Source organism: Nocardioides litoris, from assembly GCF_006346315.1.
GTDB classification, from domain to species: Bacteria; Actinomycetota; Actinomycetes; order Propionibacteriales; family Nocardioidaceae; genus Nocardioides; species Nocardioides litoris.
In genome coordinates, this window is sequence record NZ_VDMR01000003.1 from 106,625 (window position 1) to 120,011 (window position 13,387).

Consider the following 13,387-nt stretch of genomic DNA (forward strand, 5'->3'; position numbering starts at 1 on the left):
GGCTCTCACGCGCCGGCGATGCGGGGGGCGGTGGCGTCGGCGCCCTCGGCGGCGTGCTCGCGGGCGACGTAGTCCTCGATGTCGTCGATGTCGTCGGCGTTGCGTCGTACGACGGCGAGCAGGTCGCTCATCGAGGCGATCTCCTCGACCTGCTCCTTGATGAACCACTGCATGAACTGCTCGGAGGCGAAGTCGAGCTCCTCGCGGGCGGTGGCCAGCAGCTGGTTGATCTGCGCGGTGACCCGCTTCTCCTGCTCCAGGGCCAGCTCGACGGGCGAGACGACGTCGGTGAACGTCGAGACCGGGGCGTCGACGCCGGGGATCGCGACCTCGGCGTCGGTGTCGAGGAGGTACTGCACCATCATCATCGCGTGGTCCCGCTCCTCGAGGGCCTGGGCGTAGAACAGGCCCGCCATCTGCGGCATCGTCTGGGCGTCGTAGTGCACCGCGATGGCGACGTACTGGTTGTGGGCGGCGAGCTCGTGGCCGATCTGGGCGTTGAGCAGCGCGGCGAACTTCTCCCCGGGCATCAGGCGGCCTTCGCGAGCTTCTTCTTGGTCACCTTGGTGCCGTCGAGGCGCACGAGCTGGCGCCGCTTGACGGTGTAGCCGGCGGGCAGGGTGCCCTCCTTCAGCATCCGGAGGGGGCAGCGGCCGCACTTCTTGCGCGACTCGCAGCACTTCACCTTCGGCAGCTTGGCGACAGTGCCCTTGCCTTTGCTCTTGCCCACGAAGGCAAGCCTAACCTAGCCAGGGTCAGTCGTCATCGAGCCCGTGTGCGTCCCTGATCACGGTGACGATGCCGCCCATGATCTCGGTCAGGCCGAAGTCCTTGGGCGTGTAGACCGCGGCCACGCCCGCCTCGAGCAGCCGCTTGCCGTCGGAGTCGGGGATGATGCCGCCGACGATGACCGGGACGTCGTCGAGGCCCTCGGCCCGCAGGCCCTCGAGCACCGCGGGCACCAGCTCCATGTGGCTGCCGGAGAGGATCGAGAGACCCACGCAGTGCACGTCCTCGGCCACGGCGGCCGAGACGATCTGCTGCGGCGTGAGCCGGATGCCCTGGTAGACGACCTCGAAGCCGGCGTCGCGGGCGCGGACGGCCACCTGCTCGGCGCCGTTGCTGTGGCCGTCGAGGCCGGGCTTGCCGACGAGCAGGCGCAGCCGGCCACCGAGCTCCTCGCCCGTGCGACGCACGCGCTCGCGCACCTCGGTGAGCTCGGCGCCCGCCTCGGCCACGCCGACGGCACCGCCGACGCCGGTCGGGGCGCGGAACTCGCCGAACACCTCTCGCAGCGTGCCGGCCCACTCCCCCGTGGTGGCGCCCGCGCGGGCGGCCTCGAGGGTGGCGGCCATCAGGTTCTGGTCGGTCTTGGCGTCGTCGGCCAGCCGCTTGAGCGCCGCCTCGACGGCGGCACCGTCGCGCTGGTCCTTCCAGGCCTGCAGGGAGTCGAGCGCCGCCTGCTCGGCCTTCGGATCGGCGACCATGATCGCGCCGTCGAGGTCGGCGGTGAGCGGGGACGGCTCGGTGGTCTCGAACTTGTTGACGCCGACGATCACCTCCTCGCCGTTCTCGATGCGGGCGCGGCGGGCGGCGTGGGCGGAGACGAGCTCCTGCTTCATGTAGCCGGACTCGACGGCGGCGATGGCGCCGCCCATGGCCTGCACACGGTCCATCTCGGCCCGCGCGCTCTCGACGAGCTCGGCCACCTTGGCCTCGATGACGTGGCTGCCCTCGAAGATGTCGTCGTACTCCAGCAGGTCGGACTCGAAGGCGAGCACCTGCTGCAGGCGCAGCGACCACTGCTGGTCCCAGGGGCGCGGCAGGCCGAGCGCCTCGTTCCACGCCGGCAGCTGCAGCGCGCGGGCGCGGGCGTTCTTCGACAGCGTCACGCCGAGCATCTCGAGCACGATGCGCTGCACGTTGTTCTCGGGCTGGGCCTCGGTCAGGCCGAGGGAGTTGACCTGCACGCCGTAGCGGAACCGGCGCATCTTCGGGTCCTGCACGCCGTACCGCTCCCGGGTGATCTCGTCCCACAGCCGGGTGAAGGCCCGCATCTTGCAGGTCTCCTCGATGAAGCGGACGCCGGCGTTGACGAAGAAGGAGATGCGACCGACGACCTTCTCGAAGTCGTCGTCGGAGACCTGGCCGGAGCTCTTGACCTCGTCGAGCACGGCGATCGCCGTGCACAGGGCGTAGGCGAGCTCCTGCGTCGGGGTCGCACCCGCCTCCTGCAGGTGGTAGCTGCAGATGTTGATCGGGTTCCACTTGGGGATCTCGTGGACGGTGTAGGCGATCATGTCACCGATCAGGCGCAGGGAGTGCTGCGGCGGGAACACGTAGGTGCCCCGCGAGAGGTACTCCTTGATGATGTCGTTCTGGGTCGTGCCCGCGAGCTGGTGGGCGACCTCCGACGGCTCGAGGTCGCCCCCCGGGACGGCGCCGGCCTGCTCCTCGGCGGCGACCTGGTAGAGGGCGAGCAGCCACATGGCGGTGGCGTTGATCGTCATCGAGGTGTTCATCCCGGTCAGCGGGATCTCCTCGAAGAGCCGGCGCATCTCGCCCAGGTGCATCACGGGCACGCCGACCTTGCCGACCTCGCCGCGCGCGAGCACCGAGTCGGGGTCGTAGCCCGTCTGGGTCGGCAGGTCGAAGGCGACCGACAGGCCGGTCTGCCCCTTGGCCAGGTTGGTGCGGTAGAGCGCGTTGGACGCGGCGGCCGTGGAGTGGCCGGCGTAGGTGCGCATCACCCAGGGCTTGTCCTTGACGGGCCGCTCGGTCTCGGTCATGCGCCGAAGCCTAGGACCGAAGTTACCGGCTGTTAACCGCTTCGCGAGTGAAGTATCCGACAGCCCCGGGCGTTGCTCAGACCGCAGCCGCGTGCCGCTCGACCTCGACCAACCGGATCAGGTGGGTCATGTGGAGCAAGCGACGTACGGCGCCGTTGCAGCCGCGAAGCGTCACGTGGTGGTCGGCACGGGCCGCCTGGCGGGAGGCGGCCGCGAGCACCCTGAGGGCGGTCACGTCGACCGAGCCGACCCCGCTGAGGTCGACGACGACCTGGTCGTGCGCGGCCAGCAGGTCGTAGAGGGCGGTGCGCACCTGCCAGGTGCTGCGGACGTCGAAGTCGCCCGCGAGCACCAGCGTCGGTCCGTCGGTCGCGATGTCCATGCCGGGCCTCCCGTGTGGGCTCTGTCACCCACTATGACGCGGTCAGGCTCCCGGAGGTTGCATTCTCACGCCAGCGAGTTTCCGGAAGGTTCCACGCCAGGGCGCCCGTCGAGAGCCCGACCAGCGCCGCCCCGAGCGCGCCCTGCGGCGAGAAGATGTGGTCGGCGTGGACCAGGTAGCCCCCGAGCACCATGGGCAGGGCGAGCGCCGCCACCGCCGGGCCGCGCCGCAGGGTCGTGTCCACGACCAGCACCACCGCCGTCGCGATCAGCGACCACGACCCGACGCGGCCGAGGTCCTCGGCGGTCCGCAGCATCAGGGTGAAGTCGGCGCTGCGCTGGTAGCCGTCCTCCATCTGCGCGGTCACCCGACCCGCCACGACGCCGTACACGACGTCGAGGGAGGTGTAGAAGACCGCCCAGCCGAAGGCGCCCACCCGCACCAGCCACGCGAGCGGGTCGACCCGTCCGCGCACCAGCAGCGCCAGGGCGACCCCGACGAGCGGGAAGAGGACGAGGCCGCCGAGGTGGACGACGTACCACTGGTCGGCGTTGGCGGGCAGCAGGCGGTGCGGGTGGAACAGGCCCGCCGCGCCGAGGCCCACCCCCGGGACCGCGAGCACGACCGCTGGGAGGAGTCGGGGGCTCATCTCGCTACTGTGCCCGGCATGGTCAACCTCACCCGGATCTACACGCGCACCGGCGACGGCGGGGAGACCCGTCTCGGCGACATGAGCGTGACGACCAAGAACGACCCGCGCCTGCACGCCTACGCCGACGTCGACGAGGCCAACGCGCACCTCGGGGTCGCGGTGGCCATCGGCGGGCTCGACGACGACGTGGTCCGCATCGTCACACACGTGCAGAACGACCTCTTCGACGTCGGGGCCGACTTCTGCACCCCCGTCGTCCCCGACCCGGAGTACCCGCCGCTGCGGATCACCCAGGACTACGTCGACCGGCTCGAGGCCTGGTGCGACGAGTACAACGAGCCCCTGGAGAAGCTGCGCTCCTTCATCATCAACGGCGGCACCCCCGGCGCCGCCCACCTGCACGTCGCCCGGACCGTCGTGCGCCGGGCCGAGCGGTCGGCCTGGGCCGCGTGGTCGGAGCACGAGGCGAGCATGAACAAGCTCGCGATCACCTACCTCAACCGGCTCTCGGACCTGGTGTTCATCCTGGCCCGGCACGCCAACCGCGAGCGCGGCGACGTGCTCTGGGTGCCGGGCGGGGAGCGGTAGCCCGCTACGAGACCAGGGTCGGCTGGACCTCGACCACCTGCAGGCCCTGCGGCGTCCCGGGCACGGTCAGCGTGCCGAGCAGCCCGGTCCACGGTCCGCCGTCGACGCGGTAGCGGCCGGCGTACGTCGTGTCGAGCCGTACCTGCACCGCTCCCTTGCGCAGGTACTCGTGGGTGACGTCGCCCGCCGGGTAGGGCGCCCCCGGTCCGGCCGTGGTCGCCTGCTCCCCGTCGCCCCACACCCAGGTGTACGACGCCGGCGTCGCCTCCACCTCCACCTGGCGGCCGAGCAGCGTGAACGCGTGCGTCACAGGCTCGTCGTCCTCGGTGTAGAAGAAGGTCTCGAAGTTGACCGCCGTGCGGCCGTTGGGCGGCTGCACCTGCAGCTCGCTGGCCGGCCACGAGTAGGACTCGAACGCCCGCTGCACCATCGCCGGCGTCACCTGCGGCGGCGCGGCCGCGGCCGGGAGCTCGCGATCGCAGTAGGACCCGCCAGTGTCTGCGCCGTCAACGAAGACCGAGTACTGCGTGCCGAACACGCCGTCGACCGAACAGGGTTGCGCTCCGTAGCACTGCTGGGCCCCTCCGAGACCGCATGCAACGTCCGGGACGAGCGTCACGCTTCTCCCATCGCCGCTGGTCGGCGCAACTGCGGAAGATTGACTGGCTGAATCCCGGTCGCCCACTTGTGTATTCATCCACCCAACGTTCGGCGGGCCAGGCGATGGCTCTTTCCCAACACCGACGTTCATTGGCACCAGGGCCAGGACCTGGCTTACGAATAGGAGCGCAGCGCCCCTCACGTGAGTTCCGTCAGATCCGTGACAACCCACGTGCCCTTGACCTTGCGCACGCTCACTTGAAAGGACGACGGCCCTCCATCGAAGCGCTGCACCACCTTGCCGCCCGCATCGAGGATCCGACCCGGCGCGGTGTCGAGGTCGTAATCAAATATCAGGAAGCCGTTGCGGCGGCCCAGGGGACGGATCGCCGTGACACTTCCTTCGCCAACCTCGGCGGAACCGCCCGAGCGGTAAACGTCGTCGACCGAGTCCGCAAATTGCTTACAGGCAGAACATGTCGACGTCATTCGGCGGTAGACGCTCGTGTCCCCCGTCCGCTGCATTTCGAAGGCCTCGGACTGGAACCGCCGGAGGAACTCTTGTGCTGTTTCGGTGCTCGTTTCCGTGATTGACGGCGTGGGGGGCGCAGAAGTGGGCTGCCCAGATACGGGGGGCGGACTCGCCGTCGGATCGGCGAATCGGGGTTCCGGGTCGGACTGACAGCCGGTCAGCAGGACCAGACCGGCCAGGGCGGCCGCGAGCGCGGCGCGGTGTGGACGCATGGTGAGCACTCCCGAGAGAAGAGGACCTGCGGGCACCGTACCCACGCCCCGCCGCCGGCGTCGATGCCCGCGCCCGCACCTGTGGACGACGGCGCTGGGTGGCCGTGCGCAGGCAACTCCCTCACCGCTGGACCCGCTCACCCGCCCGAATGCGGGCGGGTAGGTGCACCGGACGGTGAGTTGCATGCGCGCGGCCCGGGCACGCACCTGTGGACAACCCGTTCGGGCCCCCAGGACTGTCCCCGGTGCGTGCCACGATGGACGGCGTCATGAACGTCCTGCGCCTGCTCTCCGCCGACCGCGTCGCGCGCCACTTCGCCGCCGACACGATGCGGCGCGCCGAGCCCTACGTCGACCTGGTCGACGACGTCGCCGTGGGTGACCTCGACCCGAGGACGGTCAGCGCGACCGGGCTGGTGTGGGGCACGGAGGACTCCCCCTACGTCACCCGGCTGCGGGCCTCGGCGCCCGACGGCGTGCTCTCGATCGCGACGTCGTGCACCTGCCCGATCCACCTGCAGTGCAAGCACGGGGCCGCGCTGGCGCTCAAGCTCGGCCAGACCTTCGCCGGCGTCGACGAGGGGTCGTGGGAGCGGCGGCTGCAGCGGTGGGTCGGTGACCTCGAGGTGCTCGCGCCGCCGCCGCACGAGCCCCGGCCGCTCGCGCTCCAGCTGTCGTGGGACGAGGGCCGCGGCCACCGGGTCTACTACCAGTCCGGGCCCCTGCTGCGCCTGCGACCCATGCAGCCCGGCAAGAAGACGGGGTGGATCAAGTCCGGCATCGGGTGGGCGTCGGTGCCCGGCGCGATGATCCGCCAGGAGCACGACCCGGCCCACCTGGAGGTCGTCAACGCGCTGCACTCGGCCCTCGTGCGCCACGGCGGCCACTGGTACGCCGGCCGCGAGCCCGTCGTCGGCGACTTCGGTCCCGACGTGGTGCCGCTGCTCCTCGAGGCCCGGGCGGCGGGTGTCACGCTGCTCACCCAGCACGTCGCCGAGGTCGAGCTCGCCGAGAAGCCGGTCGACGTGGCCGTCGACGTCTCGACCGGCGACGAGGGTCCGCTGCTGCAGGCCGGTCTCGACCACGAGGGGCGTCTGTGGCGTGGCGACGAGGTGGGCCTGTGGGGCGAGCCCGCCCACACCGCGCTCCTCGTCCACGACCAGAGCCGACTGACGCTCGCCCGGCTCGCCCGCCGCCTCCCCCGCCAGGTCGCGCGCACGATCGACGCCGCTCCCCTGGCCCTGCCCCCCGAGGCGGCCGAGGCGCTGCCCGACGAGCTCGCGCGCCTGCGCCGCGCCGTTCCCCTGGGCTCGCGCGACGGCTCCGTCGACCTGCCCGAGGCCACCCCGCCGCGCCTGCGGCTCACCGTGACCTGGCAGGGCGCCGACGCCGCCGTCCTCGCCTGGTCCTGGCTGTACGGCGAGCGCTCGGTCGCCTGGCACGACGACTCCCCGCTGCGCGACCACCGCGCCGAGCGCGAGGTCCTCGCCCGGCTGCCCGAGCGCCCCGACCCGGAGCGCCGCGAGGTGAGCGGGGTCGACGTCCTCCACCTCGCGTTGCTCGAGCTGCCGGCCTGGCGGGAGCAGGACGTCGACGTGGTCGAGGTCGACGCCCCGGAGTTCCGCGAGACCGAGGCCGCGCCGGTCATCGCCTTCGACACGCCCCCCGAGGCCGACAAGGCCGACGACGCGACCGACTGGCTCGACCTGTGGGTGACCATCAGCGTCGACGGCGAGGCCGTGCCGCTGGCCGCGGTGCTGGCCGCCATCACGCTCGGCGACGAGCACGTGGTGCTGCCGAGCGGGTTGTTCTTCCGCACCGACCGGCCCGAGTTCGCCCAGCTGCACGGGCTGGTCCGCGCGGCCAACGAGCTGCGCCACGACGACGACCCCGACCGCATCCGGGTCGGCGCCCACGACCTGGGGCTGTGGGCCCAGCTGGCCGACCTCGGCATCGTCGACGAGCAGGCCGACGAGTGGGTGCGTCGGGCCCAGGCCCTGCGCGACCTCACCGACATCCCGCGGCCCGAGCCGACCGGCGTCGTCTCGACCCTGCGCTCCTACCAGCGCGACGGGTTCCACTGGCTGGCGTTCCTCTGGGAGCACGGGCTCGGCGGCATCCTGGCCGACGACATGGGCCTCGGCAAGACGCTGCAGGTGCTCAGCCTGGTCGCCCACACCCGCGCGACCACCGACCGGCCCTTCCTGGTGGTGGCGCCCACGAGCGTGGTCTCGGCCTGGGCGCGCGAGGCCGCGCTGCACACGCCGGGACTCCGGGTCGCGACCATCACCGCCTCGAGCGCCAAGCGCGGCACCTCGGTGGCCGACCTCGCGGCCGACGCCGACCTGGTCGTCACCAGCTACACCCTCCACCGGCTCGAGGCACGGTCCTACCAGGGTGTCGAGTGGGCGGGGCTGGTCCTCGACGAGGCCCACCAGGTGAAGAACTACCAGTCCAAGACCTACGCCGCGATCAAGCAGGTCGAGGCCCCGTTCCGGCTGGCCGTCACCGGCACGCCCTTCGAGAACCGACTGATGGAGATGTGGGCGCTGCTCTCCATCGTCGCCCCCGGCGTCTACCCCCACCCGCGGTCCTTCACCGAGCACGTCGTCCGGCCCGTGGAGAAGGACGGCGACGACGCGGCACTGCGCCGGTTCACCGCCCGGGTCCGTCCCTTCGTGCTGCGCCGCACCAAGGCGCTGGTCGCCGCCGACCTCCCGCCCAAGCAGGAGCAGGTGCTCGACGTCGAGCTCACCCCGCGCCACCGCCGCATCTACGACACCCACCTGGCCCGCGAGCGCCAGCGCATCCTGGGCCTGGTCGACGACGACTTCGACCGCAACCGCGTCGCGATCCTGGCCGCGCTCACCCGGCTGCGCCAGCTCGCCCTCGACCCCGCCCTCGTCGACGACGACCACGCCGACGTGGGCTCGGCCAAGATCGACACCCTGGTCGAGCACGTCTTCGAGATGGCCGCCGAGGGCCATCGCGCGCTGGTCTTCAGCACCTTCACCGGGTTCCTGCGCCGGGTGCGCGAGCGGCTCGAGTCCATCGGCCTGGCCACCACCTACCTCGACGGCACCACCACCGGGCGCGCCGAGGTCATCCAGGAGTTCCGCGACGGCCACGCCCCGGTCTTCCTCATCAGCCTCAAGGCCGGCGGCGTCGGCCTGACGCTCACCGAGGCCGACTACGTCTTCGTCCTCGACCCCTGGTGGAACCCCGCCGCCGAGGCGCAGGCGGTCGACCGCGCCCACCGCATCGGCCAGACCCGGTCTGTCATGGTCTACCGGCTGGTCTCCACCGACACCATCGAGGACAAGGTGATGGCGCTCAAGGCCCGCAAGGCCGAGCTGTTCGCCAAGGTCCTCGACGGCGAGGGCACGACCTCGCAGTCGATCACCGCCGACGACATCCGGGCGCTGTTCGACTAGCCGGGCAGCCGCCCGACGAAGTCGAGCAGGGCCTGGGCGAAGAGGTCGGGCTGGTCGAGGTTGGCCACGTGGGCCGCGCCCGGGATGACACGCACCTCGGCGTGCGGGCAGGCCCGCCGGAAGGTCCGGACACCCAGCCGGAACTGGTCCCAGCGGCCGTTGAGGAACAGCACCGGGCAGCGCACGCCGTGCAGCATCGACGGCCGGCAGTGGGTCATCACCTCGCGCCACGCGTCGGGCGTGGCGTCGAAGTAGTAGCCGCCGGCGATGACCGGCTCGATCATCTCGGCGGGGTAGACCCGCCGCAGGACCCGGTCGTTGATGCGCGTCATCCGCTCCGGTCCGATGCGGTCGGTGAGCGCGGCGACCCCGCGGTAGATCGCGGCCCCGGGGCCGACGGGAGCCGCCGAGCAGTCGGCGAGCACCAGCCCGGCCAGCGAGGCGTGGTGCCGCTGGGCGTGCGCCATGGCGACGTACCCGCCCAGCGAGTGCCCGACGACCACGGTGGGCGCCGGGTGGGCGGTGACCGCCTCCTGCACCACCTCCGCGCACCGGTCGAGGGTGAACCGCTCCCCCACCCGGCTGCCGTGCCCCGGCAGGTCGACGCGGACGACGTCGACGTGCGGCTCGAGCAGCGGCACCTGCGGCAGCCACTGGCTGCTCGCCAGCCGCGAGCCGTGCACCAGCACGATCCGGGGCCGCGGCCCGCTCACGCGGAGACCTTGGCCACCGGGGCGCGGGTCGCCAGGGCGAGCAGCGCCGCCGGGACCATGAGCACGGCGATGACCTGCAGCGAGTCGAGCGTGCCGACGCGGTCGCCGAGCGCGCCGAGGAGGGGCGGGCCGGCCAGGAACGCGGCGTACCCGATGGTCGAGACCACGCTGACCCGCGCCGCCGCACCGACCGGGTCGTCGGCCGCCGCGCTCATGCCGACCGGGAAACCGAGCGACGCCCCGAGACCCCACACCAGGCACCCGAGGGCGACGAGGGGCCAGGCCGGGGCGTGCACGACGAGGACGACCCCGACGGCGACGAGACCGGCCGTGGCCCACAGGGCGGGCACCCGGCCCCACCGGTCGAGCACCTGGGGGCCGACCAGCCGGCCCAGCGTCATCGCGCTCACGAAGCCGGCGTACCCGGCCACCCCCACCCAGTCGGCCGCCCCGTGGCCGTCGACGAGCGCCAGCGCGAGCCAGTCGTTGGCCGAGCCCTCGCCCGCGGCGAAGGTCAGCACCATCAGGCCGACCAGCAGGGTGCGCGGCTCGAGCCAGGCCCCCGCGGCGCCCGAGCCGCCCTCGACCCGCACCGCGGGCAGGAACCCGGCCGTGGCGGCCAGGACCACCGGTACCGACAGCAGAGCGAGCACCGGCAGGTGCACCGACATCGGTACACCGACCCGGACGACGAGCACGCCGAGAAGCGCCCCGCCGACGGTCCCGAGGCTGAAGGCGGCGTGGAAGCGCGGCATCACCGTGCGCCCGACCCGGCGCTCGACCTCGGCGCCCTCGACGTTCATCGCCACGTCCCAGACCCCCACCCCGGCGCCGTACAGCACGAGGCCGGCGACCGTCACCGGCACCGAGGCAGCCAGGTCGGCCCCCAGCGGCGCGAGGACCAACCCGGCCGTGGCCAGGGCGAGGCCGCCGCGCAGCACGGGCGCGGGGCCCCACCGCGCCACGAGCGCGCCGGTGGTGGGCAGCGCGACCAGCGAGCCGACCGCGATGGCGAGCAGCAGCAGGCCGAGCCCGCCGTTGCCGAGCGAGAGGGCCTCACGCAGGTCGGGGACCCGCGAGACGAAGGAGGCGAACAACGCGCCGTTGAGCGCGAAGACCGCCGCGACGCGGCCGACCACTCAGCGGTTCCAGTCGGTGCCGGGAGGCCGGGCCTCGAGCCAGGACTGGAAGCCGGTCAGCGATGCCTCGCTCATGGCGAGCTCGACCGGGCCGTCGGTCGACTGGCAGCAGATGACGAGGTGGTCGGGGTAGAGCGAGGTCTGCTCGGCGCCCAGGGGTTGCCGACGACCGTCGTAGCTCAGCGACTCCCGCGGCCACGCCCGGCGGGGCCGCGAGGACAGCGAGAACACCCGGAACCACTCGAGGGTCTCGCCGGAGTAGCGACCGACCCCGAGAACCCAACCGCGCCCGTCCCCGGAGGGACGGACGCGGTGGCTGAGCTCGAAGGTGCCGCCCTGGCGGCCGATGACGCGGCGGCGGACCACCAGCGCGAGGCCGTACAGGAGGACGAGGATCAGGAGGGCGCCCGCGACGTCGATGGTCCACTGCCACCACGGCATGTCGATGGGTCTGCCCCTCTGCTCCCTCCCCGGTGCCGGGGAGCGTCAGACTAGCGGGTGCCTCACCGGGCCCGGTCGACGGCCTGGAGCTGGGCCTCGTAGTGCCGGATGCGGTCGTCGTCGAGCTCCGCGGCGGTGCGGAGCTCGCCGAGCTCCGCCCGCACCGCGTTCTCGTCGATCTCCTCGGCGAGCAGGGCCCGGCCCGAGAGGATCGAGACCCGGTCGTCGGCGACCGAGACGAACCCGCCGTCGAGGGCGGCGACGATCTTGCCGTCGACGCCGTCGATCTCCACCGCCGACTCGGTCAGCAGCGAGAGCAACGGAGCGTGGCCCCGCAGGATGCCGATGTCACCCTCGACGGTGCGGGCGATGACCGACGTGGCCTCGCCGGACCACACGGTCCGGTCGGCCGCGACGAGCTCCACCTGGAGCGAGCCTTCGCCTGCCATGTCAGAGGTTCTTCTGGATCTCGGCCCACTTGGCCTCGACGTCGTCGAGACCGCCGCACATGAAGAACGCCTGCTCGGCGACGTGGTCGTACTCGCCGTCGGCGATCTTGTTGAACGCCTCGATGGTCTCCGAGACCGGGACCGTGGAGCCCTCGATGCCGGTGAACTGCTTGGCCACGTAGGTGTTCTGCGACAGGAACCGCTGGATGCGGCGGGCCCGGCTGACGATGACCTTGTCCTCCTCGGACAGCTCGTCGACACCGAGGATCGCGATGATGTCCTGGAGCTCCTTGTTGCGCTGCAGGATCTGCTTGATCCGGATGGCGCAGTCGTAGTGCTCCTGGCCGATGTACTCGGCGGAGAGGATCCGCGAGGTCGAGGTCAGCGGGTCCACGGCCGGGTAGATGCCGAGCGAGGCGATCTCGCGCGACAGCTCGGTGGTGGCGTCCAGGTGGGCGAACGTCGTGGCCGGGGCCGGGTCGGTGTAGTCGTCGGCCGGCACGTAGATCGCCTGCAGCGAGGTGATCGAGTGACCACGCGTGGAGGTGATGCGCTCCTGGAGCGTGCCCATCTCGTCGGCGAGGTTGGGCTGGTAGCCCACGGCGGAGGGCATGCGACCCAGCAGGGTCGAGACCTCGGAGCCGGCCTGGGTGAACCGGAAGATGTTGTCGATGAACAGCAGCACGTCCTGGCCCTGGACGTCGCGGAAGTACTCCGCCATCGTCAGAGCCGAGAGGGCCACGCGCAGCCGGGTGCCCGGCGGCTCGTCCATCTGGCCGAAGACCAAGGCGACCTTGTCGAAGACCTCGGCCTCCTGCATCTCCACGATGAGGTCGTTGCCCTCGCGGGTGCGCTCGCCGACCCCGGCGAAGACCGACACACCGTCGTGGTCCTTGGCGACGCGGGCGATCATCTCCTGGATGAGCACTGTCTTGCCGACGCCCGCACCACCGAAGAGGCCGATCTTGCCGCCCTGCACGTAGGGCGTGAGCAGGTCGATGACCTTGATGCCGGTCTCGAACATCGTGGTCTTGGCCTCGAGCTGGTCGAACGCCGGCGCCTTGCGGTGGATCCCCCACCGCTCGGCGGCCTCGAACGACTCGCCCTCCTCGAGGTTGAGCACGTCGCCGGTGGCGTTGAACACGTGGCCGAGGGTCGCGTCGCCCACGGGCACCATGATCGGCTCGCCGGTGTCGGTGACCAGGCCGCCGCGGACCAGGCCGTCGGTGGGCTTGAGCGAGATGGCTCGCACCATGCCGTCACCGATGTGCTGGGCCACCTCGAGCGGGAGGACGGTGTCCTCGCCGCTCAGGGTCACGGTGACCTCGAGCTTGTTGTAGATCTCGGGCATGGCGTCGACGGGGAACTCCACGTCGACCACCGGCCCGATCACGCGGGCGATGCGACCGGTGCCGGCCGCCCCAGCCTCGGGGGACTTGTCAAGCGTTGCGGTCAT

Annotated in this window: 14 protein-coding genes; 2 read left to right on the plus strand and 12 right to left on the minus strand. The window is 71.9% G+C overall.

Translation table 11 applies throughout. The features are described from left to right. Nucleotides 1-5: 5 nt before the first annotated feature. The 5 genes from FJQ57_RS12695 to FJQ57_RS12715 all read right to left on the minus strand — a co-directional run bounded on the left by FJQ57_RS12695 (nucleotide 6) and on the right by FJQ57_RS12715 (nucleotide 3,820). Nucleotides 6-530, minus strand: a complete 525-nt coding sequence (locus tag FJQ57_RS12695; RefSeq protein ID WP_139980827.1) for a ferritin — start codon at nucleotides 528-530, stop codon at nucleotides 6-8. Continuing rightward, complete coding sequence (locus FJQ57_RS12700) at nucleotides 530-730, minus strand: hypothetical protein (RefSeq protein ID WP_139980829.1); 201 nt, start codon at nucleotides 728-730, stop codon at nucleotides 530-532. The genes FJQ57_RS12695 and FJQ57_RS12700 overlap by 1 nt, the downstream gene beginning before the upstream one ends. A gap of 25 nt (nucleotides 731-755) precedes the next feature. Next, nucleotides 756-2,789 carry a protein meaA gene (locus FJQ57_RS12705; protein ID WP_139980831.1) on the minus strand — a complete coding sequence of 678 codons (2,034 nt, stop codon included), beginning with the start codon at nucleotides 2,787-2,789 and terminating at the stop codon, nucleotides 756-758. Nucleotides 2,790-2,865: 76 nt separating this feature from the next. Continuing rightward, complete coding sequence (locus tag FJQ57_RS12710; protein ID WP_139980833.1) at nucleotides 2,866-3,171, minus strand: STAS domain-containing protein; 306 nt, start codon at nucleotides 3,169-3,171, stop codon at nucleotides 2,866-2,868. A 31-nt stretch (nucleotides 3,172-3,202) separates the two neighbouring features. Then, on the minus strand, nucleotides 3,203-3,820 hold the full coding sequence (locus tag FJQ57_RS12715) for a hypothetical protein (RefSeq protein ID WP_139980835.1): 618 nt from the start codon (nucleotides 3,818-3,820) through the stop codon (nucleotides 3,203-3,205). An 18-nt stretch (nucleotides 3,821-3,838) separates the two neighbouring features. On the opposite strand from FJQ57_RS12715, the gene FJQ57_RS12720 reads away from it, so the two are divergent. After that, nucleotides 3,839-4,411 (plus strand): cob(I)yrinic acid a,c-diamide adenosyltransferase, encoded by a 573-nt coding sequence (locus FJQ57_RS12720; RefSeq protein WP_139980837.1) that lies wholly within the window; start codon nucleotides 3,839-3,841, stop codon nucleotides 4,409-4,411. A gap of 4 nt (nucleotides 4,412-4,415) precedes the next feature. Here the strand turns inward: FJQ57_RS12720 and FJQ57_RS12725 are convergent, their stop codons facing one another. Further along, nucleotides 4,416-4,949 (minus strand): hypothetical protein, encoded by a 534-nt coding sequence (locus tag FJQ57_RS12725; protein WP_139980839.1) that lies wholly within the window; start codon nucleotides 4,947-4,949, stop codon nucleotides 4,416-4,418. Between the two features lie 260 nt (nucleotides 4,950-5,209). Continuing rightward, nucleotides 5,210-5,764: a hypothetical protein gene (locus tag FJQ57_RS12730; protein ID WP_139980841.1), complete on the minus strand. Its 555-nt coding sequence runs from the start codon at nucleotides 5,762-5,764 to the stop codon at nucleotides 5,210-5,212. 236 nt (nucleotides 5,765-6,000) lie between these two features. Between FJQ57_RS12730 and FJQ57_RS12735 the strand changes: the two genes are divergently transcribed. After that, nucleotides 6,001-9,189: a DEAD/DEAH box helicase gene (locus FJQ57_RS12735; protein ID WP_139980843.1), complete on the plus strand. Its 3,189-nt coding sequence runs from the start codon at nucleotides 6,001-6,003 to the stop codon at nucleotides 9,187-9,189. Here FJQ57_RS12735 and FJQ57_RS12740 read toward each other — a convergent pair. From FJQ57_RS12740 to atpD, 5 genes are all read right to left on the minus strand, one after another. Continuing rightward, complete coding sequence (locus FJQ57_RS12740; protein ID WP_211348914.1) at nucleotides 9,186-9,902, minus strand: alpha/beta fold hydrolase; 717 nt, start codon at nucleotides 9,900-9,902, stop codon at nucleotides 9,186-9,188. The two genes, FJQ57_RS12735 and FJQ57_RS12740, sit on opposite strands and share 4 nt — an antisense overlap. Further along, nucleotides 9,899-11,041: an MFS transporter gene (locus FJQ57_RS12745; RefSeq protein WP_139980845.1), complete on the minus strand. Its 1,143-nt coding sequence runs from the start codon at nucleotides 11,039-11,041 to the stop codon at nucleotides 9,899-9,901. Before FJQ57_RS12745 ends, FJQ57_RS12740 begins: the two co-directional genes overlap by 4 nt. Continuing rightward, entirely contained in the window at nucleotides 11,042-11,482 is a 441-nt protein-coding gene (locus tag FJQ57_RS12750; RefSeq protein WP_139980847.1) for a DUF2550 domain-containing protein, read from the minus strand. Between the two features lie 62 nt (nucleotides 11,483-11,544). Continuing rightward, nucleotides 11,545-11,931, minus strand: a complete 387-nt coding sequence (locus FJQ57_RS12755; protein WP_139980849.1) for a F0F1 ATP synthase subunit epsilon — start codon at nucleotides 11,929-11,931, stop codon at nucleotides 11,545-11,547. 1 nt (nucleotide 11,932) lies between these two features. Next, on the minus strand, nucleotides 11,933-13,387 hold the full coding sequence (atpD, locus tag FJQ57_RS12760) for a F0F1 ATP synthase subunit beta (RefSeq protein WP_139980851.1): 1,455 nt from the start codon (nucleotides 13,385-13,387) through the stop codon (nucleotides 11,933-11,935).